General features: G+C 35.8%; 23 protein-coding genes. 14 read left to right on the top strand and 9 right to left on the bottom strand.

Annotation, left to right across the window (positions count from 1 at the left end):
• Window positions 1–19: 19 nt before the first annotated feature.
• Window positions 20–1,432, bottom strand: coding sequence for a tRNA uridine-5-carboxymethylaminomethyl(34) synthesis GTPase MnmE (gene mnmE / locus PGOND44_RS14005; RefSeq protein WP_003444414.1), 1,413 nt, complete (start codon window positions 1,430–1,432; stop codon window positions 20–22).
• 143 nt (window positions 1,433–1,575) lie between these two features.
• Here mnmE and PGOND44_RS14010 point away from each other — a divergent pair, with 143 nt between their 5' ends.
• Window positions 1,576–1,935, top strand: coding sequence for a DUF4870 domain-containing protein (locus PGOND44_RS14010; RefSeq protein ID WP_003444417.1), 360 nt, complete (start codon window positions 1,576–1,578; stop codon window positions 1,933–1,935).
• Between the two features lie 128 nt (window positions 1,936–2,063).
• On the opposite strand, the gene dnaN is transcribed toward PGOND44_RS14010, so the two are convergent.
• The 3 genes from dnaN to PGOND44_RS14025 all read right to left on the bottom strand — a co-directional run bounded on the left by dnaN (window position 2,064) and on the right by PGOND44_RS14025 (window position 3,973).
• Window positions 2,064–3,185, bottom strand: coding sequence for a DNA polymerase III subunit beta (dnaN, locus tag PGOND44_RS14015; RefSeq protein WP_003444419.1), 1,122 nt, complete (start codon window positions 3,183–3,185; stop codon window positions 2,064–2,066).
• An 81-nt stretch (window positions 3,186–3,266) separates the two neighbouring features.
• Window positions 3,267–3,659 carry a rhodanese-like domain-containing protein gene (locus tag PGOND44_RS14020; protein WP_003444420.1) on the bottom strand — a complete coding sequence of 131 codons (393 nt, stop codon included), beginning with the start codon at window positions 3,657–3,659 and terminating at the stop codon, window positions 3,267–3,269.
• Window positions 3,656–3,973: a rhodanese-like domain-containing protein gene (locus tag PGOND44_RS14025; protein ID WP_003444421.1), complete on the bottom strand. Its 318-nt coding sequence runs from the start codon at window positions 3,971–3,973 to the stop codon at window positions 3,656–3,658. Before PGOND44_RS14025 ends, PGOND44_RS14020 begins: the two co-directional genes overlap by 4 nt.
• A gap of 172 nt (window positions 3,974–4,145) precedes the next feature.
• On the opposite strand from PGOND44_RS14025, the gene PGOND44_RS14030 reads away from it, so the two are divergent.
• The 3 genes from PGOND44_RS14030 to PGOND44_RS14040 are packed head-to-tail and all read left to right on the top strand — an operon-like array spanning window position 4,146 to window position 5,835.
• On the top strand, window positions 4,146–4,598 hold the full coding sequence (locus PGOND44_RS14030; RefSeq protein ID WP_003444423.1) for a MarR family winged helix-turn-helix transcriptional regulator: 453 nt from the start codon (window positions 4,146–4,148) through the stop codon (window positions 4,596–4,598).
• 3 nt (window positions 4,599–4,601) lie between these two features.
• A complete protein-coding gene (locus PGOND44_RS14035) occupies window positions 4,602–5,234 on the top strand; it encodes an NAD(P)H-dependent oxidoreductase (protein WP_003444424.1) in 633 nt (210 codons plus the stop codon).
• Between the two features lie 28 nt (window positions 5,235–5,262).
• Window positions 5,263–5,835: a YceI family protein gene (locus PGOND44_RS14040; RefSeq protein WP_003444425.1), complete on the top strand. Its 573-nt coding sequence runs from the start codon at window positions 5,263–5,265 to the stop codon at window positions 5,833–5,835.
• A gap of 162 nt (window positions 5,836–5,997) precedes the next feature.
• Here PGOND44_RS14040 and PGOND44_RS14045 read toward each other — a convergent pair whose 3' ends face one another.
• The 4 genes from PGOND44_RS14045 to PGOND44_RS14060 are packed head-to-tail and all read right to left on the bottom strand — an operon-like array spanning window position 5,998 to window position 11,535.
• On the bottom strand, window positions 5,998–6,981 hold the full coding sequence (locus tag PGOND44_RS14045; protein ID WP_003444430.1) for an SDR family oxidoreductase: 984 nt from the start codon (window positions 6,979–6,981) through the stop codon (window positions 5,998–6,000).
• A complete protein-coding gene (locus PGOND44_RS14050) occupies window positions 6,981–8,261 on the bottom strand; it encodes a nucleotide sugar dehydrogenase (protein ID WP_003444432.1) in 1,281 nt (426 codons plus the stop codon). Before PGOND44_RS14050 ends, PGOND44_RS14045 begins: the two co-directional genes overlap by 1 nt.
• 11 nt (window positions 8,262–8,272) lie before the next feature.
• Entirely contained in the window at window positions 8,273–10,744 is a 2,472-nt protein-coding gene (locus PGOND44_RS14055; RefSeq protein WP_003444434.1) for an exopolysaccharide transport family protein, read from the bottom strand.
• Window positions 10,744–11,535, bottom strand: coding sequence for a polysaccharide biosynthesis/export family protein (locus PGOND44_RS14060; protein WP_003444436.1), 792 nt, complete (start codon window positions 11,533–11,535; stop codon window positions 10,744–10,746). The genes PGOND44_RS14055 and PGOND44_RS14060 overlap by 1 nt, the downstream gene beginning before the upstream one ends.
• A gap of 338 nt (window positions 11,536–11,873) precedes the next feature.
• On the opposite strand from PGOND44_RS14060, the gene PGOND44_RS14065 reads away from it, so the two are divergent.
• The 7 genes from PGOND44_RS14065 to PGOND44_RS14095 all read left to right on the top strand — a co-directional run bounded on the left by PGOND44_RS14065 (window position 11,874) and on the right by PGOND44_RS14095 (window position 21,659).
• Entirely contained in the window at window positions 11,874–13,217 is a 1,344-nt protein-coding gene (locus PGOND44_RS14065) for an aspartate aminotransferase family protein (protein WP_003444438.1), read from the top strand.
• Window positions 13,218–13,289: 72 nt separating this feature from the next.
• Complete coding sequence (locus PGOND44_RS14070) at window positions 13,290–14,231, top strand: carbon-nitrogen hydrolase family protein (RefSeq protein WP_003444440.1); 942 nt, start codon at window positions 13,290–13,292, stop codon at window positions 14,229–14,231.
• A gap of 12 nt (window positions 14,232–14,243) precedes the next feature.
• On the top strand, window positions 14,244–14,642 hold the full coding sequence (locus PGOND44_RS14075; protein WP_003444442.1) for a VOC family protein: 399 nt from the start codon (window positions 14,244–14,246) through the stop codon (window positions 14,640–14,642).
• Between the two features lie 5 nt (window positions 14,643–14,647).
• Window positions 14,648–17,374: an aminotransferase class I/II-fold pyridoxal phosphate-dependent enzyme gene (locus PGOND44_RS14080; RefSeq protein ID WP_040556231.1), complete on the top strand. Its 2,727-nt coding sequence runs from the start codon at window positions 14,648–14,650 to the stop codon at window positions 17,372–17,374.
• 20 nt (window positions 17,375–17,394) lie between these two features.
• A complete protein-coding gene (locus PGOND44_RS14085; RefSeq protein WP_003444447.1) occupies window positions 17,395–19,050 on the top strand; it encodes a biotin carboxylase in 1,656 nt (551 codons plus the stop codon).
• 60 nt (window positions 19,051–19,110) lie between these two features.
• Entirely contained in the window at window positions 19,111–20,241 is a 1,131-nt protein-coding gene (locus PGOND44_RS14090) for a C45 family autoproteolytic acyltransferase/hydolase (RefSeq protein WP_003444449.1), read from the top strand.
• Between the two features lie 62 nt (window positions 20,242–20,303).
• On the top strand, window positions 20,304–21,659 hold the full coding sequence (locus tag PGOND44_RS14095; protein ID WP_003444452.1) for an NAD-dependent succinate-semialdehyde dehydrogenase: 1,356 nt from the start codon (window positions 20,304–20,306) through the stop codon (window positions 21,657–21,659).
• An 88-nt stretch (window positions 21,660–21,747) separates the two neighbouring features.
• On the opposite strand, the gene PGOND44_RS14100 is transcribed toward PGOND44_RS14095, so the two are convergent.
• Window positions 21,748–22,065: a YbaB/EbfC family nucleoid-associated protein gene (locus PGOND44_RS14100; protein WP_003444455.1), complete on the bottom strand. Its 318-nt coding sequence runs from the start codon at window positions 22,063–22,065 to the stop codon at window positions 21,748–21,750.
• A gap of 86 nt (window positions 22,066–22,151) precedes the next feature.
• On the opposite strand from PGOND44_RS14100, the gene PGOND44_RS14105 reads away from it, so the two are divergent.
• From PGOND44_RS14105 to PGOND44_RS14115, 3 genes are all read left to right on the top strand, one after another.
• Window positions 22,152–24,287, top strand: coding sequence for a S9 family peptidase (locus PGOND44_RS14105; RefSeq protein ID WP_003444457.1), 2,136 nt, complete (start codon window positions 22,152–22,154; stop codon window positions 24,285–24,287).
• Between the two features lie 75 nt (window positions 24,288–24,362).
• On the top strand, window positions 24,363–25,427 hold the full coding sequence (locus PGOND44_RS14110; protein WP_003444458.1) for a PLP-dependent cysteine synthase family protein: 1,065 nt from the start codon (window positions 24,363–24,365) through the stop codon (window positions 25,425–25,427).
• 42 nt (window positions 25,428–25,469) lie between these two features.
• Window positions 25,470–26,729 (top strand): aminotransferase class I/II-fold pyridoxal phosphate-dependent enzyme, encoded by a 1,260-nt coding sequence (locus PGOND44_RS14115; protein WP_003444460.1) that lies wholly within the window; start codon window positions 25,470–25,472, stop codon window positions 26,727–26,729.
• Window positions 26,730–26,751: the final 22 nt, after the last annotated feature.

A 26,751-nucleotide genomic window follows, 5' to 3' on the forward strand; every position in this document is an offset into this window, starting at 1 on the left:
GTTATTTCAACAAGGAATCTTACTTTCCAATACAGAAATTCGCGAATATATTTCCAAGCAATTCATCATTGGTGACTTCTCCTGTAATCTCTCCAAAATGGTATAAAGCCTGTCTTATATCGATCGCGAGTAAGTCTGTGGTTAAGTTTTCATTAAGTCCTTCTTGTACTTTATTGATCTCTTCCAGAGCCAATAATAACGCATTATAATGTCTTGAGTTGGTCACAATGGTATCATTATTCCTTAGCGCTCCATCATCTACAAAACTGAGCAATCGAGTTTGGATTTCTTCTATGCCCGTTTTATCCTTAGCTGAAATAAAAAGAAGATCCTTGAATTCTTTAGTCAGTAGGTCTTTATTTTCTGGAGAAAGCAGGTCGGCTTTATTTGCCAGTAGGAGGAAAGGGCGTTCTGGGAAGTTGGTTTTCAACTGTTGTATATCTTCTTTAACACGTTTCCATTCGGTTGCTCTTAATTTTTGCTGATCATCAAAAAGTTTGGGGCTGTCTATTAATTTAATAATGACTTGGGACTGTTTAATTTTTTCAAAAGTTCGCTGTATACCAAGCCCTTCAATAGTATCTTGTGTTTCTCGAATACCGGCAGTATCTATAAATCTAAAACCAATACCACCTATAGAAATTTCATCCTCTATCGTATCTCTAGTTGTGCCGGCAATTTCACTTACAATAGCTCGTTCTTCGTTGAGCAAGGCATTCAACAAGGTAGATTTACCCACATTAGGTTCACCGACAATAGTAACTGGAATACCGTTTTTAATGACATTTCCCACAGCAAACGAATCGATGAGCCGCGATAAAACTTTTTGTATTTTTAAGACCAATGCCTGAAATTGCTCACGATTGGCAAATTCAACATCTTCTTCAGAAAAATCGAGTTCAAGTTCCATTAAAGAAGCAAAATCTAAAAGTTCTTGTCGAAGTTCTTGAATTTGGTTTGTAAATCCACCCCGCATCTGTTGCATGGCCAGCTGGTGGCTTGCAGCATTATCGCTAGAGACCAAATCGGCTACGGCTTCAGCCTGACTCAAGTCCATTTTACCATTTAAAAAAGCTCTTAAGGTAAATTCTCCAGGCTGTGCAGAACGGCATCCTTTTTTGATTAATAATTGAATGATTTCTTTTTGAATAAAAGAACTCCCGTGACAAGAAATTTCAACAGTGGGTTCACCAGTGTAAGATTTATGACCTCTAAAAACGCTCACTAAAACTTCATCTAATATGCGTTGCCCATCTTGAATAGTCCCCAGTTGCAACGTATGACTCTTTTGGTCTAAGATGGAAATTCCACTTTTAGCTTCAAATAGGGGAGAGCACAACTCCAAAGCCTGGTTTCCGCTCACACGAATCACTGCTATAGCTCCACTTCCAGAAGCAGTTGCTAAAGCAATTATGGTATCATTATTTATCATGATGCAAATTTACAGTCTGTTTCTTTAATACACATAGAATTTGATTTAGAATTAAGACCTTGAATTTTTATATTTTAAGATTTAATTGTTAAAATTTGTAACGAATTTGAAAAGAAGTAGTCTTATTATAAAAACAAGGATTCATGGACGTATATCAAGACCCATTATTAAGAGAGGATAGACAACTTTTATTGTTTACACACCTTTCGCAATTACTCAACCTTATTACAGGTTTTGGAGGATTTATTGTTCCCTTAGTGATTTGGTTGACCCAAAAGGATAAGGTAGAGCATATGGACCAGCAAGGAAAAGATATCTTGAATTTTCAATTGACAATGATTATTTTGGGCATCATATCTATTCCACTTATGCTCATCATAGTTGGATTTATTACTCTAGCCATTGTTGGCTTGTTAACTTTAATTTTTCCAATCATAAATGCTATAAAAGCAAATAATGGCGAACCGACGCATTACCCTTTCAGTATTAAGTTTTTTAATTAATAGAACCGTCATAGATAAGTTCTCGCATATACAACAGCCCCTATATTGAAAAATTAGGTTTTGTTTGTTAGAATTCAAAAAGCCTCCAAATTGGAGGCTTTTATTATTTTATGAAACGATGAAATCGACTATTGATTCCCTAGCATAACTGGCATGACTAGCATAGTTATGTGTTCACCTTCTTCTAGTCCATCTACAGGAGTTAGGATTCCAGCTCTGTTTGGTAAGCTCATTTTTATTTTGATATCCTCCGAGTTTAAGTTATTCAACATTTCTGTTAAAAACTTGGAATTAAATCCAATCGTTAAGTCATCTCCTTGGTAATCGCAAGTTAAGCGTTCTTCCGCTTTATTGGAATAATCTAAATCTTCTGCAGAAATATTTAATTCTGCGCCTGCGATTTTTAAGCGGATTTGATGAGTGGTTTTGTTAGAAAAGATCGAAACTCTCCTTACAGAACTTAAAAATAAAGAGCGATCTATAGTTAACGTGTTTGGGTTTTCCTGCGGGATGACGGCTTCATAATTGGGATATTTGCCATCAACCAATCGACAGGTTAATTCTAAATTTTCAAAACTGAATTTTGCATTCGATTCATTGAATTCTATTTGAACATCCTCTTCACTCCCTAAAAGTACACCTTTCAAAAGATTTAAAGGTTTCTTAGGCATGATAAACTCGGCTGGCTTGTCTGCTTTTATATCTGTTCTAGAATACTTCACAAGTTTATGAGCATCTGTACCCACAAAAATTAAAGCTTCTGTTGTAAATCTGAAAAAGACACCGTTCATCACTGGTCTTAAATCATCATTTCCTGTAGCGAAAATAGTTTTGTTGATAGCTGTCGCTAAAATATCACCGACCAAAACGGTTTGGCTAGGATCCTCAATACTCACAGGAGAAGGGAAGTCTTCTGCATTCGCATAGGCTAAAGCATATTTTCCTTGTTCAGAACTTATTTCAATAGTATGATTGTCCAGTTTATGAAAGGTAAGTGGCTGTTCTGGAAACGACTTAAGCGTTTCTAGCAACAACCTTGCAGGAACAGCAATTTCGCCTTGGTCACTAGATTCTACATTTAGGGCAGAACTCATAGTGGTTTCTAGATCTGAAGCTGATATCTTGAGGGAATTATGATCTAATTCGAATAAGAAATTATCCAAAATAGGCATCGTATTATTATTGTTGATCACACCTCCAAGAGTCTGAAGGTTTTTCAACATATATGTACTAGAGATAATAAATTTCATAAGGCTCAATTAAATAATCTATGCAAATATATTTTTTTCTGATGAATAATCCCTGTTTATATAAGTTACAACTTACATTTTCTAAGGTAAACTATCTTTAACGAGTTCTTCTTCAAATTTCCATTGGCTTAACCCCCCTTTCAAGTCATAAACCTTTTTGAATCCTGCTTTCTTTAAAATAGTGGAACATTCTTCAGACCGTCTTCCGGTCTTACAATAGACCGCCACAGGTTTTGATTTATCAAGTTGACTTATTTTCTGAGCAAAATCATTATCATAAATAAGATTTTGTGCGCCTTTAAGATGACCTTCCCTAAATTCTTCCAAAGATCTAACATCGATCAATTGTATAGAATCCATGTCCATTAATTTCTTCATTTCCTCAGAAGATACCAATGTAGGAGTAGATTCGTTTGGAGATTGACATGAGGAAACGAAAAGACAGATAACAGCTAAAAGTGTGAGAGTTTTCATACTATTTTTTTTACATTACCAGTCCAATCCAATATTCCACCTTCCAAATTGTAAGCATTATCAATTCCAGCTTTTTCCATGAGTTGGCAAGCCATTTCACTTCGTCTGCCGGATCTACAATACACATAGTAGTCCTTGTCTTTATCAAGTTTTTCAACTTCTTCCATAAATTTACTAGAGTCTTGAATATTCAATAAGCGAGCTCCTTCTATATAACCATCGTTAAATTCATCAGGAGTTCTTACATCAATTATTTCTGAATTAGAAGAGGCTTTAAGACCTTCATTCCATTTTTTTTCACTTAAATTTTCCATGATTAAATATTATCTTAAGTCGTAAAAATACAATATTCCTAACAGCTTGCATGACTAGAGTCGAAAATCGTTTAAAATTTACATTCATAAAAGCTAGTGGTAATTTAACAAAGAATTTAATTTTTTCTTTCTTAAGGAGTTATACATTTGTATGTACAAATATTGTTACAACATGGTTATCGAAAAAGAGTTGAAAATTTCACAAGAGTTACCAGAATCTAAGCGAGCCTTACTTAATCTCCTTTTTACAGGAAGTTGGATAACAGATGAAATCACTTTTGCTTTAAAACCATTTGATATCTCTACACAACAATTTAATGTCTTAAGAATATTAAAAGGCATGAAAGGCAAGCCAAGTTCTCTGCAAACTATCCAAGATAGGATGATTAATAAAATGAGTAACACGACGCGTCTAGTAGATAAGTTAATAAAAAAAGGTTATGTAGAAAGAGAGCAGTGCGAATCCAATCGGAGAAAAGTCGATATAACCATTACTTCTCAAGGGGTCAAAACTTTAAGTATTATTAATACTGCGGTCGATAATGCTGAGATGAATATTACAGACAATTTATCTTCTGAAGAATTAATAAATTTGAACTTATTATTAAACAAACTAAGAAATTGATATATGAATAAATACATTGAGAATTTACACTGGCGATATGCCACGAAAAAATTTAACCCAGAAAAACAAGTGTCTAAAGATGATATGGAAACCTTATTAGAAGCCATCCGATTGTCTGCCTCTTCTTACGGATTACAACCCTATGAAGTGATGGTGATAGAAGATCCTGAAGTTAGGGCTAAGCTAAAGCCAGCCGCTTTTGGTCAACCTCAAATTACAGACGCTTCTTATTTGTTGGTTTTTGCTTACAACACCAATGTGGATAGACAGTATCTTGATAAGTTCATTAAAAATAATAGCGAAACAAGAAATAAACCAGTAGAAGATTTTCAGGATTTAAGAGAAATGATTCAGAATTCTGTGCTAACATTTACTGAAGACGTTAAACACATTTGGGCATCTCGCCAAGTCTACATTGCGTTGGGAAATTTGCTTTCTGCAGCTGCAGACCTTAAAATAGATGTTTGCCCAATGGAAGGATTCGATTCAGCTGAATTTGATGAGTTATTGGATTTGAAATCCAAAGACCTGAAATCTGTTACTTTAGCAACGGTGGGTTATAGAAGTGAAGCCGATCAGTTGAAAGATGCTAAGAAAGTAAGAAAATCCAAAGACGAATTATTTACTAGAATTTAATATAAACACAAACCCTAAATTTAAAATTATGAAAATGAATGTTTTAAAAGGTGCTTTAGCCACCACAATTATCTTAGGCTTGGTAGCTTTTACCAACACGGTTGAAAAGAAACAAGTTGACGTTAAAGAAAGTACCATCCAATGGGAAGGAGAAAAATTAACGGGTTCTCACTCAGGAACTATCAATTTGAAAGACGGTTTTTTCTTGATGGAGGACGGAAAATTAATTGGTGGTGAATTCACTGCAGATATGACCTCTATTGACGTTACTGACCTTGAAGGAGACAACAGAAAAGATTTGATGGGCCATCTTAAATCAGATGATTTTTTTGGTGTAGAAACTCATAAAACTGCAAAATTTGTCATTACGACAGTGGCCAAAAAAGGCGATGTATATGGGGTTTCTGGAGATCTTACTATTAAAGGAAATACCAATCCAATCGCTTTTGATTTGAAAATGACTGAAAATTCAGCGACTACAAATCTTAGTATTGATAGAACAAAATATAACGTGAGATATGGCTCAGGTAGCTTTTTTGATAACTTAGGTGACAAAACTATTTATGATGAGTTTAATCTTGCGATTAACTTAAAATTTTAATATTGATTAATTTTGTTTTGATTAAGTTGAACCTGCCAGAGATGGCAGGTTTTTTTATAAGAAGGGATTTCAAAAACTCAAAAAAAATAAACGATTTATGTATCGCTTTTGAAGGACAAATTGTTAGGAGTTTCTACCTTGATGCTTAAAGCATAGCTTAACTTAGTTCTTATTGAAGTTGTCCCAAGTTATTTTTATTCCTTCTTCTACATTGAATTTAGGCTCATATCCCATTAATTCTTTTGCTTTCTTTATATCAGCTAAAGAATCTTTTACATCGCCTTGTCTTGGTGGACCATAGATTGCTTTTAAAGAACTACCAGACGCTTTTTCTAAAGCCGACCAAAGCAGATTTAAGCTGATGCGGTCGCCACAAGCGACATTATAAACCTCATTGGTTGCTTTCTCATCTGCAAAGGCAGCTTTGATATTTGCTTGTACTGCATTTTCTACAAACGTAAAATCCCTGGTTTGCTCGCCATCTCCGTTCATGGTTGGTGAGCTTTGATCTTTTAACGCTTGCATAAATAAGGGAATGACTGCAGCATAGGCACCTTCTGGACTTTGCTTAGGTCCAAAAACATTAAAATACCGCAGGCCAATAACTTCAAGCCCATAGGTTTTAGCAAACACATCGGCATACAGTTCATTGACATATTTGGTCACGGCATAAGGGGATAAAGGCTTGCCTATATTGTTTTCAACTTTAGGTAAAGTAGGACTATCGCCGTAAGTTGAGCTAGAAGCCGCATAAACAAAACGTTTTACAGTTTTAGAATTTTTGCAAGCGACCAGCATATTTAAAAATCCAGAAACATTTACAGAATTACTCAAAATAGGATCATCTATAGATCTTGGCACAGATCCTAAGGCCGCTTGATGAAGAACGATATCGATATCTTCAACGGCATGATCACAATCCTCAAACTTTCTGATATCACCCTCTATAAACTCAAAGTTAGATTCAGTCTCAAATTCTTTAATATTGGTTCTGTAGCCATTAGATAAATTATCTAAAACTCGGACGTGTTTTGCTCCAAACTTCAACAGGTATTCAACGATATTAGAACCGATAAATCCAGCTCCCCCAGTCACTAAAAATCGAAATTTAGATAAATCCTGTGAATGATATGCTGTTTTGTACATCATAATCGGCCGTCAATTTTATCGGTTGGTAAAAAAGATTTCACATCAAAAATAACGGCATTATTATTTTTTAAAGCTTCAAAATTTAAATTTAAAAACTCATTGTGAGATACAGCTAAAACAATAGTGTCGTAGGTAGATTTGAGATCCTCACACCTCAATAAATCAATATCAAATAAAGTTTTTACTTCTTGTTTGTTGGCCCAAGGGTCGCAAACGTCTACATTCATATTGTAACTTTTCAACTCTTCTATTACGTCAATTGCCTTGGTGTTACGAGTATCTGGACAGTTTTCCTTAAAGGTGATACCTAATACTAAAGCCTTTCCATTTTTTACTTTTGCTTCTTTATTGAGCATTAATTTTATAACTTCATTGGCTACATATTTCCCCATCCCATCGTTCATTCGACGACCAGATAAAATAATTTCAGGATTATAGCCTACTTCCAAAGCCTTTTGGGCTAGATAATACGGATCTACACCTATACAGTGTCCACCTACCAAACCAGGAGAAAACTTTATAAAATTCCATTTGGTCGCCGCAGCCTCCAACACATCGTTGGTGTCTATATCTAGAAGTCTAAAAATTTTAGACAACTCGTTTACAAAAGCAATATTGATGTCTCTTTGCGAATTTTCAATCACTTTTGCAGCTTCCGCTACTTTTATGCTAGTGGCTAAATGAGTTCCTGCTGTAATAATCGAAGCATATAAATCATCTACTCGTTTAGCGATTTCAGGGGTAGATCCTGAGGTTACCTTCAGTATAGTAGTAATGGTATGTTCTTTATCTCCTGGATTAATTCTTTCGGGAGAATAGCCTGCAAAAAAGTCTTTATTGAAGGTCTTACCAGAAAATTGTTCCAAAACAGGAACGCAAATTTCTTCTGTTACTCCTGGATATACTGTGGACTCGTATATAACAATATCACCGTCTTTAAGAATGCTCCCAATAGTTTCGCTAGCTTTTATTAAAGGGGTTAAAACCGGTTGCCTGTTTTTGTCTGTTGGTGTGGGTACAGTTACAATAAAGATGGTCGCCTCTTTCATGTCATTGGACTCTGTGGACAATTTCATGGCAGGAGAGTCATTGGTGGTCAAGGCTTCCTTCAAATCCTTATCTGAAACCTCTAAGGTATGATCGGTGCCGCTATTCAATTCATCTACTCGAGATTGATTTATATCAAAACCCACCACAGGATATTTTTTAGCAAATGCTACGGCTAGAGGAAGTCCTACGTAGCCTAAGCCAATAATTGCAATTTTAGGATGACTCATAGTTGTGTATTTTATAATTTAAATATTTTTTTTAATTTTCGTTTTACTCTTTTCCTAAAGGAGGACTTTTTTTCAGTTTGAAGATAGCCGTTGCCATAACGTCCATAGCCATACCCATAACCATAGCCATAATCGTAGCCATAACCATACTTAGCCTTATGTTGAAAATAGTTGAGAATAAAACTGATATTCTTTACTTCTCCCTTTTCATATTTATCATTTATGACACTTAGCATTGCTTTTTTGGTATAATTTTGTCTCAACAAATAAATAGAAGCATCTGCGTATTTACCTAGATTTAAAGCATCAGACACCAAACCTATAGGCGGGGTATCCATAATCACACAGTCATAGTTCTCTTTTAAGGAGGCGATGAGTATGTCCATTTTATCTCCCATCAATAGTTCTGAAGGGTTAGGAGGGACCGGACCAGAAACGATAACATCTAGATTCTCATAATTTGTTTTCTGTATGATTTCTTCTACAGAATTTTGCCCTATCAAGTAATTCACGACTCCAATATCATTAGTGATATCAAAATCTTCAAATATCTTAGGTTTTCTAAGGTCTAAGCCTATCAATAATGTCTTTTTACCACTCATAGAAAACACGGAAGCCATGTTGATAGCTGTGAAGGTTTTTCCCTCACCACTCACAGACGAAGTAATTAGTATGGTCTTATTACCTTGTATGTGCTGTTGTTTAAAAATAAACTGCATACTGGTTCTAAGTCCACGGAAACTTTCAGCTATCGCAGATCTGGGTTTTGAAAATACAGCTAGGTTAGAGGTGCTTTTGCTTTTACCAACAACCCCTAAAAGAGGTATTGGTGATAATTTATTTATATCTTTTGGGTTATTGATTTTATTATCCAAGAAGACAAGAAGAAATACAAACACTAAGGGTACAAAGCTTCCTATAAGCAATGCCATAACATAATTCAATTGCGTATTGGGTCCTATTTTCCCACCACCAGTATCCATGGCTTTATCTATAATTTGGACATCACTTACGTTGGCTGCCTTTATTAAACCCGCTTCATTACGCTTAATTAGAAATAGACTATAGGTTTCTTCGCTGATGGTGTATCGGCGTTCAATTTTTAAAAGATCTTGTTGTTCTTTGGGAAGTGCTCTAATTTGCTTTTCTAGTTCAGCTTCATTTCGTCGGATATTTCCTAATTGTTCTAGTAATATATTCTCAGTGGATCCTATATTTTCTAATAAAACAGATTTAGTCGCATCAATTTGCCTGTCGATATCATTAAATATGGGCGCATCTGTTTTTAAAGAATAGGAATATTTGCTTCTTTGCTCAGACAAGGCTACAATTTTACCAACAGCTTGACTTATGCTAGGTTCATCTATACCAGCAACTGAAGGGGCGGGGACATCTGAATAATTTTGGCGATTCCTTAAGTACTGCTCTAGCCCGTTGTAATAATCTATCTGTCGCTGTATGCTGTTTTTCTCAAGATCTAGATTGGTAAGACGCTCTCTTATTTGGCTGCTCTCTTCAGTGAGATCTATAATGTCATTGCTTATTTTAAACTGATTGAGTTCTTCCTCAACCGACTTAAGTTCTTTAGACTTTTCTGTAAGACTACTATCAATAAAACGAATGGTTTTCGTTGCAAATAGGTTTTTACGGTTCAACATATCTTCGCTTAAAACTTGTACAGTAGTGTTGAGATAGTCTACGAGTTTTTCTTTGTTATTTCCATTAAGAGATAAGTTAAGAATTGAACTTCCTTTATTTTCTGGGGACACATTGATATCCTGAAATTTTTTGACCGTCGAATAGTAATTAGTAAACCTTATATAGTAAGGCTTATCTAAACTCATTGGTATTGAATTTCTAAAAACCTGACCTTTAAAATAGGGTGAGTTTACATACTCCGATACCTTAAAGGTCTCTTTGTAATCCTCTTTTTTGGAATATAGATTCTCGGTTTCTTTAGTGGTATAATTGTAATAGCTTAAGTTCCCTGGATCTTCATCATCAAAAGTTAGGCTAAGTTCAAAACTAGTCTCATCTATAAATCTTATGGTGAGTTCTTTTCCTATGAGCTGAGCTTCTAGACTATCTTCCATAACTACAAAAGGAACTTTGCCGTAGGCATCTTCTTTTTGATACTTCCCATCTTCATAATACTGAAGGTAAAGCCTTAGTCTATTGACTACTTTTTCATTGTGAGTTCTTGTTTTTAATGTTGTAACAGTCGTATTCACTTTATCGGAAACACCTCCCCAGTTGAAGGTTAAACTTGTATTGGACGTAAAAAAGGGATTTTGATCATCCTTTATGGTGATCAAACTTTCAATTTGATAAATAGGTTGTTTTCTGACATTGATGAAATAGGCGATACCCATCCCGATGAGGATGCTTATCACAAATAAATACCAATAGCTAAATATCTTGACTATAAAACCTTTAAAGTCAAAATAAGCATTGGATTCACTTACTTCAAAATCTTCTTCCATTAGAGTCTTATAAATAATATGGTTATCGCCGTAGCTATCGAAAAAACAGTAGCTATAGTTCCAAATCCTGTGGTTCCTATTCCAAGTGATTTTTGAGGAAGAGGGTCAATAATGATTAAATCATTAGGTTGTACATAATAAAATTGAGAGTTAATCGCACTTATTTTTGTAAGATCCACTCTATGTATGCGTTGCCCTTCAGGATACTGTCTTAAAATTTTTACAGCACGTCTATCGCCTGTTAATGTAATATCTCCAGAATTCGCAATAGCCTCCATAATGGAAATCTGTTCTTTATAAATAACTTGACTCCCGGGGCTATTTATTTCACCTAAAGTTGTGTAGCGAAGTCCTGCCAATTTTACGGTTATAAAAATATTAGCTTCAGATTTAAAATAATCTTCAAGTAATTTATCATTTAGCTTCAATCTAATTTCTTCGAGTGTAAGTCCTAAAACTTTCATGTTTCCTATTGTAGGAATCCTTATTTCACCATGTCTGTCCACCAGGAACCCGTCAAAATATGCTCTTTCTTCTGTGGTTGCCGTCGAATTTTCTGAATCACCAATCGGGTTAAACATACTGGTTAATTCTTGGTCCAAAGCTTTGACTCTTATACTTAACAAATCGTTGATTTGAACTCTATAAGGTCTTTGCATTTTTTGAAAAGAAATCAAACTATCTACTTTATTGTTTTCATCTTCAGCTAAGTAGGTTAACCGCTTTGTGCTAATGCAAGACGTAAGTGAGGTGATAATAAGTAAGGCAATTATTATAGGAGTGAATTTCATTTAGTCGTTAATTATTATTGGCAAATATAGTTTTTGATTTAGAAACTGAAACCCAATATCCTAATTTATATACGATAAACGTATTCAAATTGGATCTAGTGTGTATATAGAGAGCATAACCTTAAGGTGAGTTTTGTCTTTTAGGTTTCACACACTAAATTATTTTTAAATTTAGATGAATAAATCCTAAATAATTTAACATTTATAATTTTAGTTTAAGCATAATTTTTTAGTATAATTATAATGTTGTATATTGAAGATATGCATATTGCTTTTAGTATTACATTTTCATATCCATTTTTTCATTCCCTAACAATTTAAAGACAACTTTTTTAAACATGATCAAGCAAAAAACCCAATCTCAGGAGCTCCTTGACAGGAGAAAAAATATAGTCGCTAACGGTGTAGGCGTTTTTAACACAGCTACTGTTAAAGAAGCAAAGGGTGCCATTATTACAGATGTAGACGGTAATGAATTGATAGATTTTGCTGGGGGTATTGGTGTCGTTAATGCAGGACATTGCCCACCTCCAGTGGTAGAGGCTATACGTGAGCAAGCAGGCAAATACTTGCATACGAGTTTTAATGTGGTTACCTATGAGCCTTATATTAAGTTGTGCGAAGAACTTGCAGAAATCCTACCACATGGAGATAAGACCAAAGTCATGTTGATAAGTACAGGGGCAGAAGCAGTTGAAAATGCTATCAAAATCGCTCGGCAAGCTACACAAAGACCTGCGGTTATTTGTTTTAGCGAAGCTTATCATGGCCGTACGCTCATGGCGATGAGTTTAACCAGTAAAGTCAATTATAAATTCTCCTCAGGGCCTTTCGCTCCAGAAGTTTATAGATTACCTTTTCCTAATTTCTATAAACATCCTAGTACCTCAACCCTAGATGAGTTTGTAGATAATGAGTTGCATCGACTTTATGAAAGTGTGCATATCTTGGTGGATATAAAAAGTGTGGCTGCCATTATTATAGAGCCTATTCAAGGTGAAGGTGGCTTTAATCCTGCACCCAAAAAATATTTGGAAGGCTTACGTTCCTTTTGTGATGAACATGGAGTGATGTTGATTTTTGACGAAGTGCAAAGCGGATTCTGTAGAACGGGGCATTGGGCAAGCTGGCAGTATTATGGTGTACAGCCAGACATAAGTACCTATGCGAAATCTATGGGTTCTGGATTACCAATAGCAGCTGTTGTTGGGAAGGCAGAGATTATGGATGCCGCTTTACCAGGGACAATTGGAGGAACTTATATAGGGAGTCCAGTATGTTGTGCCGCAGCCTTAGCTACTATTCAATATATGAAAGACATCCATCTTAACGATAGAGCCATTCATGTTGGAGGTATCGTAATGGAGCGTATTCGTCATCTACAAAAAGAGGTGACAGAAATAGGAGATGTTAGGGGGATTGGTGCGATGATTGGGATAGAATTTATAAAAGACAATAACCCAAACTCTCCAGACACAGATCTTTGTCATAAAATTGTAAAGGGATGCGCCGATGAAGGGCTTATTCTTCTTAGTGCGGGAACACACAAAAATGTAATCAGAATACTTTCACCTCTTGTGATTACAGACGAGGAATTGAATAAAGGATTAGATATTTTGGAACAACAGATTTTAAAATATACCCGAAGTACAACGAGCAAGATTTTAAGCTGGTTTACATAATTAAACAAGAATTACTATTAAATGGATGTTTGAGAAACAGATATCTATACACCGAATCTTAATATATACTCAATGAGACCTTTTGCAATTGCAGGAATACAAATGAAAATTTCAGCGGTTAATTCTAATGTTGAATTAATGAAACTGAAATTAGATATTACAATGAGCCTTTATCCATGGGTAGAAATGGTAGTTTTTAGTGAGTTGTGTGGTCACGGTCCGTTGACGCATACCGCTTCCGCAATACCTGGAAATTTTGAACAAGAAATGCAAGCTATGGCCAAAAAGCACGGTATATGGTTGCTTCCAGGATCAATTTTTGAAAAAAGTGAGGGTCATATTTATAACACCGCAACAGTAATTAACCCAAGAGGGGAGGTGGTTACAAGATACAGAAAAATGTTTCCTTTTTATCCTTACGAAGTTGGGGTTACTTCTGGTGAGGACTTCTGTGTTTTTGACGTGCCTGGGGTTGCAAGATTTGGCATTTCTATTTGCTATGACATGTGGTTTCCAGAAACAGTACGGACACTTGCAGTTATGGGTGCAGAAGTGATCTTACACCCAACTATGACAGGTACAATAGATAGAGATATCGAATTATCTATCGTAAGAGCTATGGCAGCAGTGAACCAATGTTACTTCTTTGATGTAAATGGTCTGGAGTCTGGCGGAAGCGGAAGATCGGTGGTTTGCGGACCCGATGGTCGTGTCATTTACCAAGCAGAAGGTAATGAAGAGATTTTCCCAATTGAATTAAATATAGAAAGGGTTAAAAGAAGTCGAGAATTAGGGGTTTTAAGGCTAGGACAGCCTCTAAAAAGTTTTAGAGATCATATTGTTCAATTTGGCATATACCAACATGGCGTAGAATTGCCTTATCTCAATTCTTTAGGACCATTAATCAAGCCCACCAAAATGGATACTCTAGCCAAATTGAAAATACAAGAACACGAGCATGAGAAGGCTCACCCATCGGATCCAGCAGGGTATAAAGGATTTACAAATCATTAAACAAAAAAATTTATGGGAGGAACAGCACCTAAAAACAAAAGTAAACGAAAAGATTTTATCAGTTGGTTTGAAATACCAGCACTAAATTTTAATCAATCTATAAATTTCTATAATCAGATTTTTGATATTGAGATGGAAACTAATCTTGATAAAAACTATGCAATGGCTTTTTTCCCTGTAAATAAAGGGATAGGTGGTTCTATCGTTGCTGGTCCAGGTTCAACACCTGGAGAATCTGGTCCGCTTATATATCTCAATGCCGGTAAAGACCTCAATTTGGTTCTTGGTAAGGTAGAGAAAGCTGGAGGTAGAATAGTAATGCCCAAAACTCTTATTAATGATGAAGATGGATACTTTGCCATTTTTATCGATCCAGAAGGAAACAAGTTAGCACTTTATTCAAGCCAATAATTCTTATGATAAATCCTAAACCTAAAATGTCTACGTATTATAATATCAGTCAACTTCGATTGGAGTCTTGGAATGATTTAAAATTTGAATCCTCAAATCTCGAAAATATTTCAAAAGGTTCTGTCGAAGGTGACAAGCAAATCGAAAAGGTTAAGAAAATTTTTAAAAGATTAGAGAGCATCGAAAGCTATTTTGCGCTTCCTGGACTTTTTAGAATGGGCTTGCTGCTCGAAATGATAGAAAGACAGGAGTATACAGCTTTTGCTCATAAGATTTCAGAAATCACAAAGCTTTTGGTCAGCGATAAATACCGCAGTAATCCCAACGCTTTTGAAGATGATGATTTAAATTCAGACTCTTTAGAGGCTATCGACAAGTTTGATGGAAAAGGGAAAAATTATTTTGAAGTTTTGTTCGTAGAAGATATTTCTGTTCAAGAAGAAAACAAGCTTCGACACGACTTAAATGAAGTTTGTACAAGCAACGATCAATTTAATTATGGAATTGTCGTTCAAAGAACTTTTGAGGATGCAATGATTGCTTTAAAATTCAATAGCAATATTCAAGCAGTCGTTATCCGTTATGCTCCACCTTACAAGTCAAAAAAAATATCTCCATTTCTAGAGCCATTTGTTCAAAGCATTCTTAATTTGAATATCGATTCTAAGTCAGAAATGCGATTGGGCCCAGTATTGGGACGATTGGTCAAAAAATTTAGACCTGAACTTGATACCTATTATGTTACAGATACAGCCTTAGGAAATTTAAAAGACAATACGTTAAAAACTTTCGATAGGATTTTTTACAGAGCAGAGGATGTACAAGAATTACATCTCACCATTTTAAGAGGTATTTATAAACGCTATGAAACTCCGTTCTTTTCAGCTTTAAAAGAATATAGTAAAAAACCTACAGGTATATTTCATGCCATGCCTATATCTAGGGGTAATTCAGTTTTTAAATCTCGATGGATCAATGACTTTGGGAAATTTTACGGCAGAAATATGTTTTTGGCAGAAACCTCTTCAACCAAGGGAGGTTTGGATTCCTTACTTCAACCAACAGGTTCCCTAAAGACTGCACAAAAAATGGCGAGTGATGCTTATGGATCACTAAATACTTTTTTTGTAACCAATGGGACTTCTACTTCAAATAAAATAGTAGTTCAAGCCTTGGTTAAACCAGGGGAGGTTATTTTAATTGACAGAGATTGTCATAAATCTCATCATTACGGTTTGGTTTTAGCAGGTGCATATCCAGTGTATTTAGATTCCTATCCTATAGAAAAATATTCTATGTATGGAGCAGTACCTTTACAACAAATCAAGGATAAATTATTGCAACTGAAAGAGGCTGGAAGAATGCAGCTTGTCAAGATGCTATTGCTTACCAATTGCACCTTCGATGGGTTGGTGTACAATGTCGAAAAGGTCATGGAGGAAATACTGGCTATCAAACCAGATATGATTTTTCTCTGGGACGAAGCTTGGTTTGCTTTTGCAGGATTCACCTACAATTACAAACAGAGAACAGGAATGTTTGTCGCCAATAAACTTCATAAGAAATATAAAAGTGAAAAATATAGGATAGAGTATGAAGAACACATCAAGAACTTAAAGAAGGGAGAAATATCAAAGCTACCAGATCCAGATAAAGTTCGTATTAGGGTGTATTCTACGCAAAGTACTCATAAAACGTTAAGTAGCTTTAGACAAGGTTCTATGATACATATCTGGGATGAAGATTTCAGAAAGAAGAGTCAAAATACCTTTTTGGAGGCATATATGACACACACATCCACTTCACCAAATTACCAAATTTTAGCGTCTTTGGATGCGGGTAGGCGACAGGTGCAATTTGAAGGCTATGAGCTTGTAGAAAAGAGCATTGAATTAGCGATGGTTTTTAGAGCTAAGGTTAACGATCATCCACAATTAAAAAAATACTTTGATGTGTTGACCATAGGAGATTTTATTCCTAAGGAATTTAGAGCCTCAGGTTTATCGGAATATTACAATCCAAAAACAGGTTGGAATCGAATGGAAGATGCTTGGAAGAACGATGAGTTTGTTTTAGACCCAACCAAAATTACTATTCATATAGGCAGAACAGGTGTTAATGGGGATACGTTTAAGAATAAGTATTTAATGGATAAATTCAATATTCAAATCAATAAAACGTCGAGAAACACAGTTCTATTGATGACCAATATTGGGACGACTAGAAGTAGTGTCACCTATTTAACCAATGCACTTTTAAAAATCGCAGACGAATTAGATAAAGAACTTCTCGCGCTTACTTCCGCAGAAAGTAAAATTCATCAAGATAGAATTGAATCGTTGACTCAAGATTTCCCTCCCTTGCCAGATTTTAGCTATTTCCACAACTCCTTCCAAGCGGTTCCTGGAGTTCCAGGAGGAAACATAAGAGGGGCGTTTACGCTAGCGTATAATGAAGAAAATTACGAATATATTCCTCTAAGTGAATGCTTACCAACTATAAAAGAAGGGCGAGTTTTAGTGGCTTCCTGCTTTATAATACCTTATCCTCCGGGATTTCCGGTTTTAGTTCCAGGGCAAGTCGTTAGCGAGGAAATCATTCATTTTTTAACTGTTCTTGACGTCTCTGAAATTCACGGATATAGACCAGAACTAGGCCTAAGGATTTTTAAAGATGCTGTATTGAATAGACAGAAAACAGTAACTTCCATGGGAAGTAACACAAAAAAATAATAATCTATTAAAACATAATTATGGATTCTAAACATAAAGAAGATTCGAATCAAAATAAGTCGAAAAATAATAATAAGACGGATTCAAAACCGGCGACTATCAGTGGAAAAGATAAGACAAAGATTCCTGTTCGTGGAAAACGAAAGTCTGAACAAGCAGCGACGCCGGTGACCAATAAAAAATCCTCCCCAAGTGTAGTGTCCAAGAAACGAGGTAGACCCAAAAAAGAAGATTTGAACGGGGTATCAGACATCAGGAGAGCTTTCCATAAGAATGAAGAGCCACTATATTTTATTAGTGCCACTAACTTTAATCTTTTAGGGGCGGATGAGTGGATAAAAGGATTTAGATTTATTACTTACATCGAATGTTTTGATGGATTACATCCTAATGTTTTTTCACCAAAAAATGAAATACCTCACGATGACTTTGAAGGGATAGAAGACATAAACAACTACCTACTTCAACACCCAGAAGTTCAGGATTATATCAAGACCAGAAGTGTTGATGGACGAGCAGGAAAGGCCATGTTTCTTATGTTTAATGAAGAAACAGAAAGGTTAGCAGAAAAGATTGGGCTAGAAATTATGTTCCCCTCAGCAGAAATGAGAACGTTCCTAGATAATAAGGTGAATACCAATAGAATTGCAGAAAAAGCAGGAGTAGCTTGTGTTCCTTACGTACTTTCTAAGGTGGATAATTACAAACATCTGCGTAAAATTTCTAAAGATCTTGGAACAGAATTGGTGATCCAAACTCCTTTTGGAGATTCGGGTCACACGACTTTCTTTATTTCCAATGAAGAAGATTATCTGGAGTATGCAGACGAAATTGAAGATGAGGAAGAAGTAAAAATAATGAAGCGTATCCGTTGTAGAGGAACCGCTATTGAAGCTTGTGTGACTAGACACGGCACCATCGTAACGCCTCTCATGACGGAGTTAGTTGGGTTTAAACAGTTAACACCCTATGAAGGAGGCTGGTGTGGTAACGAGATCTATCCTGATGCGTTTACTCCAGAATTAAGGAAAAAGGCAGTGGAATATACTCAGCTTTTTGGAAACCAATTGAGGGAGGAAGGCTATAAGGGTTACTTCGAGCTTGATTTTCTTATAGATCAGGACAACGGCGAAATTTATCTTGGAGAACTCAATCCCAGAGTAACTGGTGCAAGCTCAATTACCAACCATGCTGTATTTGCACTTGCAGATGCTCCACTTTTTGTTTTTCATATCTTAGAGTGGATGAATATGGATTACACCTTGGATGTTGAAAAACTGAATAAACGTTGGTCAAAACAAGAAAATATAGACAGTTGGAGCCAATTGATTGTTAAGCATACGAAAGATACGATCGAGTACGTGACCGGATCAGCAAAATCGGGTATTTGGAAAATGTACGACACAGGGCATATTCAATTTGATAGAATGGACACGCATAGACGAGCCGTCCAAAATGAGAATGAGGCTTTCTTTATGAGAATTGCTAAAAAAGGTGATTATTTATATGAAGGTGCAGATATAGGGATTCTGGTGACAAGAGGACGAATGATGACAGATGACTTTCAGTTAAACACACGAGCTAAAAAGTGGATAAAAGCGATCCGTTCTCAGTTTTCTTCAGTGGTAGTTGAAGATAAGCGTAAATCAAAATTACCAGGATCGTTGACCAAATAAAAACGAAAGCCTTTTCATTAAAAGCAATTCTTATAAATTTCAAAAATAATAATAATCTCTATGCAGATTCATTTTACAGCAATTTCTGAACCTAGTTTACCAGGTAAGAAATGGCAAAATTTATTTTTCATTCATTGGGAAGCTTACAAGACATGGCTTATTGAAAATGAAACCGAGAAACAGTCTGTAGATTTACAAACTTCTCAAGTTGCTTTAAAAGAGCATATGCCAGAGATGTGGCCAACCTACATCAGGTTATGTGAACTTGCAGGAGCAGATGAAATTGCTTCGAAATTTCTCACGGGTTATCAACCTCCCTTTTATGTGAGTGGTTGCTCCAATGCGGTTCTAGAGGGTGATGATATTCAACTCGTTCGCAATTACGATCATCATCCTAACCTATTTGAGGGAGTGCAATTGTTTAGTAAATGGAACGACAGACGGGTCATAGCTACAAGCGATTGCCTCTTAGGTGTTTTGGATGGTATGAACGATAAAGGCTTAGCGGTTTCGCTCACGTTTGGAGGTAGGAAAATTATTGGAGAGGGTTTTGGCATGCCCTTTATCTTAAGGTATATTCTGGAATTTTGTAGTAACGTAAAAGAAGCAGTGGCCGCATTAATTCGGATCCCTTCTCATATGGCCTACAACGTAACTGTAGTAGACAAATCTGGCCATTACAAAACAGTTCAAGTGGCTCCAAATGAAAAGGCTGTGGTTACCGACGCCGCTTTTACTACAAATCATCAAAAGCGATTGGATTGGCCAGAAAACGCCGCGTTCAATAAAACGATAGAACGTTCCTTATTTCTAAAAAATCTTTTAAAAGAAGAGGGTCTTTCAGCTTCAGATTTGGTAGATGCTTTTATGAGAAAGCCATTGTACAATGACCTTTTTAAAGAAGGGTTTGGTACTTTATTTACAGCTGGATATCACCCTAAAACAGGTCAAATAGATTTATATTGGCGCGGTAAACAAAGGAGTCAAAGTTTTGACTTTTTTCAAGAATTCCAGGAGCATATTAATTTTCAGCAGCGTAAAAAACGAAGTAAATCTTTTGGTTTACCGTTTCAAGGTCACACCGCCAAGAACATCACTTATTCTAAACCTTCTTTAAATGAATCGGCTCCAAAAGAGATGACTGAACATTTCTTATCTGAAGTTTGGTCAGCTGTAGAATCGAATTCTTAAAGGACAACATTTAAGTTTGAGAAAAATTTAATTTTAATAAAGATCACAAATCATATGTACCAATGATATTTAAAAGCACCAACCCACATAACGACGAAGAGGTAGGAGCATATTCAGCTCTCACTTCAGAAGAATTAAATCAAAAATTAAGTGATGCTAGTTCAGCATTCAAAGAATGGAGACAAAAACCTTTATCACATAGAACGAAGCTCCTGAAAAAAGCGGGAGATGTTTTAAGAGATAATAGGGATGAATATGCTCAAATGATAACTTTAGAAATGGGTAAACCAATTTCAGAAGCAAAATCAGAAATTGAAAAATGTGCTTGGGTTTGCGATTATTATGCAGAACATGCCGAAGAATTCCTTTCTGATGAACATATAAAAACCGATGCCTCTACTAGTTTTGTGCGTCATGATCCTATGGGAACTATTTTTGCTGTAATGCCTTGGAATTTTCCGTTTTGGCAAGTCTTTAGATTTGCAGCACCTACTTTAACTTCGGGGAATACGGGTCTCCTGAAACATGCTTCCAATGTATTTGGATGTGCTCAAAAAATAGAAGATGTTTTTACAAAAGCCGGATTTCCGAAAGGAGTATTTCAAAGCTTGGTTGTGGGTCATGATGTCACAGAAAAAATAATATCTCACGAAGGGGTAAAAGCAATCACTTTAACCGGGAGTGAGAAAGCAGGTTCTACAGTTGCTCAAATAGCAGGTAAGCACCTCAAAAAAAGTTTGCTCGAATTAGGGGGAAGTAATTCTTTTATTGTCCTAGAGGATGCAGATTTAGATTTGGCAGTTAAAACGGCTGTTAAGGCTAGAATGCTCAATAGTGGTCAAAGCTGTATTGCCGCTAAGCGTTTTATCATTCAAGACTCTGTTTATGAGGAATTTGTAACGAAATTTACTGATGCAGCGCGGCAACTTAAAGTTGGAGATCCAATTTTAGACGATACACAAGTTGGACCATTGGCAAGAAAAGACCTGGCGGATGAATTACAACGACAAGTTAAGGACTCCATAGAACAAGGCGCGGAATTACTACTCGGTGGACATCAAAACAAGTGTTTTCATGAACCGACAGTCCTTGGTAAAGTCACTCGTGACATGCCAGCTTTTAAGGAAGAAACTTTTGGACCCTTGGCAGCTATGATTAAAGTAAAAACAGTAGAAGAGGCTTTTGAGTTGTCTGAGGAGTCTCAATTTGGACTTGGCGTTAGTCTGTTTACAAAAGAGACTTCAAAGGCGCAAGAGTATGCTAGTAAAGTAAGTGATGGGGCACTATTCATTAACGAATTGGTAAAATCTGACCCAAGGTTACCTTTTGGCGGAACCAAAAAGTCAGGATATGGACGAGAACTCGCAAAAGATGGTATGATGGAATTCATCAACCGGAAAGTGGTCTATGTCAAATAATAATTAATCACTCAAAGTAAAAAAAGCTGAAAAGGAATAATAGCTTAGCCTTTTCAGCTTTTTTTATTTTAAGCTAGTTTTTATATTTCTAACTCGTTAGCCCAGGTATATCTGGCATTCCTTCTTTAGCAACGGCAGAAACCTCGGTATCATTTACATCACTAGCTTTTTGGATAGCTTTGTTGAGCGTTAAGATTAAATAATCTTCAAGCTGTTCTTTATCTTTTAATAGTTCATCATCTATTTCAATAGATTTCAGTTCTCTATTGGCGGTAATAGTGACCTTCAATAAGTCATCATTGCTCTTTTCTGCAAGCATTACGGTATCTAGTCGCTTTTTAGTTTGCTCTACTTTTGCTTGGGTTTCTTTGATTTTATTCATCATACCCATCATATCTCCAAACATAATTTTAATTTAAAAGTGAAATGTAAATTTAGTATATTGTTCTGTTTTTAAACGTTACATAAAGATTAATAAAAAATTTCAGACTTATGAAACACTTCCTTCCAGTCTTAGCTCTAAGCTTTATATTTGTCGCATCTTGCAAAACTGATAATTCGAAAACATTGAAAACAGACATAAAAGCTCCTACTGCTGAAAAGCAACCAAAAACTCTTTCTATTCATAACGATGACAGAGTTGATAATTATTATTGGATGAATGATAGAGAAGACCCAAAAGTCATCGACTATCTGAATTTAGAAAATGAGTATTATCAAGAATCTACTGCGCATACCAAAGCTTTTCAAACCGATCTTTTTGAAGAGATGAAAGCGAGAATAAAAGAAGATGACTCCTCTGTCCCTTACAAATTGAATGGGTATTGGTATCAAGTTCGTTATGAAACTGGTAAAGATTATCCCATTTATACCCGAAGAAAAGGATCTTTGGAGGCAGAAGAAGAAATCATGTTCGACTGTAATGAAATGGCGGAAAGCCATGCTTACTTTAACCTAGGAGGTATAAGTATAAGTCCAGATAATAAATATGCCTCCTTTGGAATAGATACGGTAAGTCGAAGGAAATACACGATCCAAATTAAAAACTTAGAGACAGGTGAATTATTTCCAGAAAAGATTGAAACAACTACTGGAGGATCTACTTGGGCTAATGATAATAAGACTCTTTTTTACACCAGAAAAGATGAGCAAACATTAAGATCTAATCAGATTTACAAACATAAACTTGATAATTCTGCAGAAGACGATGTCATGATTTTTGAAGAAAGCGATGAGACCTTCAATGCATATGTCTACAAAACAAAATCTAGAGATTACATTATTATCGGATCATCTAGTACGATGTCTGACGAATATCAAATCCTCAATGCTAACACACCAGACGCTGACTTTAAATTATTTTCTGAACGGAGAAGGGGTTTAGAGTATGATTTAGCTCATTATAAAGATGATTTTTTTATCCTTACCAATAAAGATGAAGCTCAAAACTTTAAACTGATGAAAACCTCTATCGGGTCAACTTCAGAATCCAATTGGGAAGAAGTAATACCACACCGAAAGGACGTTCTACTTGAAGGAGTAGATATTTTCAATAACTTCTTGGTAACCAGTGAGCGTTACAATGGTTTGAGTAGAATCCGAGTACAAAGTTGGGATGAAAGCGAAGATTATTATTTGCCCTTTACAAGTGAAACTTACACAGCAAATACAACGACTAATGTTGATTTTGACACCAATAAGTTGAGATACTCCTTTAATTCTCTAACTACGCCAGCGTCGGTTATCGAATTTGATATGGTAGATAAAACTGAAAAAGTTCTGAAAGAACAAGACGTTCAAGATCCGAGTTTTGATAAGGATAATTATATCTCGGAGAGAATTTGGGCAACTGCAGAAGATGGTAGCGAAATCCCCGTCTCTTTAGTGTATAAAAAAGGCATTAAAAGAGATGGAAATAATCCACTTCTTCAGTATGGTTATGGAAGTTATGGAGCGACAATGGACCCTTACTTTTCTACGACAAGACTTTCCCTCTTAGACAGAGGCTTCATATATGCTATTGCTCATGTGAGAGGTAGCGAATATTTAGGAAGAGATTGGTATGAAAAAGGGAAGCTTCTTCATAAGAAAAATACATTTACAGATTTTATTGATGTTTCTGAGTATCTAATAGATCAGAAGTACACATCTCCCGATCATTTATATGCTATGGGAGGATCTGCAGGCGGACTTCTAATGGGAGCAGTTATCAATATGTCTCCAGAACTTTACAACGGAGTGATAGCGGCAGTGCCTTTCGTAGATGTTGTTACCACAATGCTAGATGAGAGTATTCCTTTAACAACTGGTGAATATGATGAATGGGGAAATCCTAATGAAGAAGATTATTATAAGTATATCAAGACCTATTCACCTTATGATAATGTTGAAGCTAAAGACTATCCAAACATGTTGGTTACCACAGGCCTTTACGATTCTCAGGTGCAGTATTGGGAACCAGCCAAATGGGTGGCAAAATTAAGAGAACTTAAAACCGATCAAAACAAATTATATTTAGATACCAATATGGACGCAGGACACGGTGGAGCCTCTGGTCGATTTGAGGCTTTAAAGGAGCTTTCTAAAGATTATGCATTTTTACTTGATTTGGAGCAAATTTTAAAGTAATCGAAAAAAAATCGTAATTTAGCCCCCTGTTATCTATTTTAAAAAACATTACTTACGTGAAAAGACGTTGGCTTTATGCATAAAAAATTGAATGTTCACGATAACTTACTATCAATGGTAGGTTGTACACCACTAATAAGACTTAACAACATTACTCAACATTTTAAAGGAGAATTTTTAGCTAAGTATGAAGCTCAAAATCCAGGATTATCCTCTAAAGACAGAATAGCGCATTATATCATTGAAAAAGCTGAAAAAAACGGTGATTTAAAGCCAGGAGACACTATTATAGAAACAACTTCGGGCAATACTGGTTTTAGCATTGCAATGGTTGCTGCTATAAAAGGATATAAATGCATTCTTGCAGTGAGCTCCAAATCTTCAAAGGATAAAATATCTCTATTGAAAACCATGGGGGCTGATGTAACTGTTTGTCCATCGAATGTGGCTCCGGAAGATCCGAGATCCTATTACGAAGTTGCAAAGCGAATTTATAAAGAGACACCAGGTTCTATTTATATCAATCAATATTTCAATGACTTGAATATTGATGCTCATTACTTAACCACAGGTCCAGAGATATGGGAACAAACAGAAGGAAAAATAACACATCTTGTAGCCTGTAGTGGGACGGGAGGTACTATTTCTGGAACTGCAAGGTATCTTAAAGAGCAAAATCCAAATATTAAGATCCTAGGTATAGACGCCTTTGGATCGGTATTACAGAAATATCATGAGACTGGTAAATTAGATAAAAGTGAAATTTATCCCTACAAAATTGAAGGTTTAGGGAAAAACTTAATTCCAAGTGCTACAGATTTTGATATTATAGATAAATTCACAAAAGTAACCGACGAGGATAGTGCTTACATGGCAAGAGATATAGCCAAAACTGAAGGCATGTTTGTTGGATATACAAGTGGTGCAGTGATGCAAGGCATAAAACAATTGGCTGCAGAAAACGAATTTAATTCAAAAAGCAAGGTGGTTGCTATTTTTCCAGATCATGGATCGAGGTATATGAGCAAAGTTTTTTCTGATGATTGGATGAAATCTCAAGGATTTACCAATTACCCTGGATTGGAAGATGAACAAAACCAAAGCAATTTGAAAAAAGCCCATATCACAAACATCAATTAGTTGAGATTGGGTAGATTTGAAAAATAAATATATAGAGAGCTTATGAAAGATTTATTTGCAAAAATTTATAGAGATAAAGGCCCTTTAGGTAAATGGGCAGATCAAGCTGAAGGTTATTTTGTTTTTCCAAAACTGGAAGGGCAAATCAGCAATAGAATGCAGTTCCAAGGTAGAGAAGTAATTACTTGGAGCATCAATGATTATTTAGGACTTGCTAACCATCCAGAAGTAAGAAAAACAGATGAAGAAGCTGTAAAAAAATGGGGTAGTGCCTACCCGATGGGTGCTAGAATGATGAGTGGACACACAAGTCTACACGAACAGCTACAAGAAGAATTGGCAGATTTCGTTAGCAAAGAATCTGCGTATGTACTCAATTTTGGTTACCAAGGCATTTTATCAACAATAGACGCCCTAGTTAGCAAAGATGACGTTATAGTTTACGATGTAGATGCTCATGCATGTATTATTGATGGTGTTCGTTTACATCTTGGTAAGCGTTTTACCTATAAGCATAACGATTTAGACAGTATAGAGCTAAACCTAGCTAGAGCTGAAAAAATAGCTGAGCAAACTGGAGGAGGCGTTCTTCTTATTTCTGAAGGGGTTTTTGGAATGCGTGGTGAACAAGGTAAGCTTAAAGAAATTGTAGAGTTAAAGAAAAAGTACAATTTTAGATTGCTTGTTGATGATGCTCACGGTTTTGGAACTTTGGGTAAAACAGGAGCTGGAGCTGGAGAGGAGCAAGGTGTTCAAGATGATATAGATGTTTATTTTGCAACCTTCGCAAAATCAATGGCCAGTACAGGAGCTTTTATTGCTGCAGATAAAGAAATTATCGATTATTTAAAATACAATTTAAGATCACAGATGTTTGCTAAATCACTGCAGATGTCCTTAGTAGAAGGTGCACTTAAGCGTTTAGAATTGATGCGAAATTCGACTGCTTTTAAAGACAAGCTTTGGGAAAACGTGAATGCGCTTCAGAACGGTTTAAAAGAAAATGGTTTTGATATTGGAACAACCACAAGTTGTGTGACACCAGTTTATCTGAAGGGGAGCATTCCAGAAGCTATGGCACTAGTAAAAGATCTTCGTGAGAACCATGGTATCTTTTGTTCTATAGTTGTGTATCCGGTAATTCCAAAAGGTTTAATCCTTTTAAGGATGATACCTACAGCTACACATACTATGGAGGATATAGATTTAACTCTCAAAGCTTTCTCTGTGATAAGAGAGCGCTTAGAAAATGGAACTTATAAAAAGTTATCACAAGCCATAATGGAAGAAATGGATAAATAATCAAAACATATTGTCATAAAAA

The sequence above is a fragment of the Psychroflexus gondwanensis ACAM 44 genome, assembly GCF_000355905.1.
Classification (GTDB): Bacteria; Bacteroidota; Bacteroidia; order Flavobacteriales; family Flavobacteriaceae; genus Psychroflexus; species Psychroflexus gondwanensis.

Bases quoted from the DNA above. Each gene is read 5' to 3' on its own strand.
- mnmE (WP_003444414.1), bottom strand. From the start codon at position 1,432: ATGATAAATAATGATACCATAATTGCTTTAGCAACTGCTTCTGGAAGT.
- PGOND44_RS14010 (WP_003444417.1), top strand. From the start codon at position 1,576: ATGGACGTATATCAAGACCCATTATTAAGAGAGGATAGACAACTTTTA.
- dnaN (WP_003444419.1), bottom strand. From the start codon at position 3,185: ATGAAATTTATTATCTCTAGTACATATATGTTGAAAAACCTTCAGACT.
- PGOND44_RS14020 (WP_003444420.1), bottom strand. From the start codon at position 3,659: ATGAAAACTCTCACACTTTTAGCTGTTATCTGTCTTTTCGTTTCCTCA.
- PGOND44_RS14025 (WP_003444421.1), bottom strand. From the start codon at position 3,973: ATGGAAAATTTAAGTGAAAAAAAATGGAATGAAGGTCTTAAAGCCTCT.
- PGOND44_RS14030 (WP_003444423.1), top strand. From the start codon at position 4,146: ATGGTTATCGAAAAAGAGTTGAAAATTTCACAAGAGTTACCAGAATCT.
- PGOND44_RS14035 (WP_003444424.1), top strand. From the start codon at position 4,602: ATGAATAAATACATTGAGAATTTACACTGGCGATATGCCACGAAAAAA.
- PGOND44_RS14040 (WP_003444425.1), top strand. From the start codon at position 5,263: ATGAAAATGAATGTTTTAAAAGGTGCTTTAGCCACCACAATTATCTTA.
- PGOND44_RS14045 (WP_003444430.1), bottom strand. From the start codon at position 6,981: ATGTACAAAACAGCATATCATTCACAGGATTTATCTAAATTTCGATTT.
- PGOND44_RS14050 (WP_003444432.1), bottom strand. From the start codon at position 8,261: ATGAGTCATCCTAAAATTGCAATTATTGGCTTAGGCTACGTAGGACTT.
- PGOND44_RS14055 (WP_003444434.1), bottom strand. From the start codon at position 10,744: ATGGAAGAAGATTTTGAAGTAAGTGAATCCAATGCTTATTTTGACTTT.
- PGOND44_RS14060 (WP_003444436.1), bottom strand. From the start codon at position 11,535: ATGAAATTCACTCCTATAATAATTGCCTTACTTATTATCACCTCACTT.
- PGOND44_RS14065 (WP_003444438.1), top strand. From the start codon at position 11,874: ATGATCAAGCAAAAAACCCAATCTCAGGAGCTCCTTGACAGGAGAAAA.
- PGOND44_RS14070 (WP_003444440.1), top strand. From the start codon at position 13,290: ATGAGACCTTTTGCAATTGCAGGAATACAAATGAAAATTTCAGCGGTT.
- PGOND44_RS14075 (WP_003444442.1), top strand. From the start codon at position 14,244: ATGGGAGGAACAGCACCTAAAAACAAAAGTAAACGAAAAGATTTTATC.
- PGOND44_RS14080 (WP_040556231.1), top strand. From the start codon at position 14,648: ATGATAAATCCTAAACCTAAAATGTCTACGTATTATAATATCAGTCAA.
- PGOND44_RS14085 (WP_003444447.1), top strand. From the start codon at position 17,395: ATGGATTCTAAACATAAAGAAGATTCGAATCAAAATAAGTCGAAAAAT.
- PGOND44_RS14090 (WP_003444449.1), top strand. From the start codon at position 19,111: ATGCAGATTCATTTTACAGCAATTTCTGAACCTAGTTTACCAGGTAAG.
- PGOND44_RS14095 (WP_003444452.1), top strand. From the start codon at position 20,304: ATGATATTTAAAAGCACCAACCCACATAACGACGAAGAGGTAGGAGCA.
- PGOND44_RS14100 (WP_003444455.1), bottom strand. From the start codon at position 22,065: ATGTTTGGAGATATGATGGGTATGATGAATAAAATCAAAGAAACCCAA.
- PGOND44_RS14105 (WP_003444457.1), top strand. From the start codon at position 22,152: ATGAAACACTTCCTTCCAGTCTTAGCTCTAAGCTTTATATTTGTCGCA.
- PGOND44_RS14110 (WP_003444458.1), top strand. From the start codon at position 24,363: ATGCATAAAAAATTGAATGTTCACGATAACTTACTATCAATGGTAGGT.
- PGOND44_RS14115 (WP_003444460.1), top strand. From the start codon at position 25,470: ATGAAAGATTTATTTGCAAAAATTTATAGAGATAAAGGCCCTTTAGGT.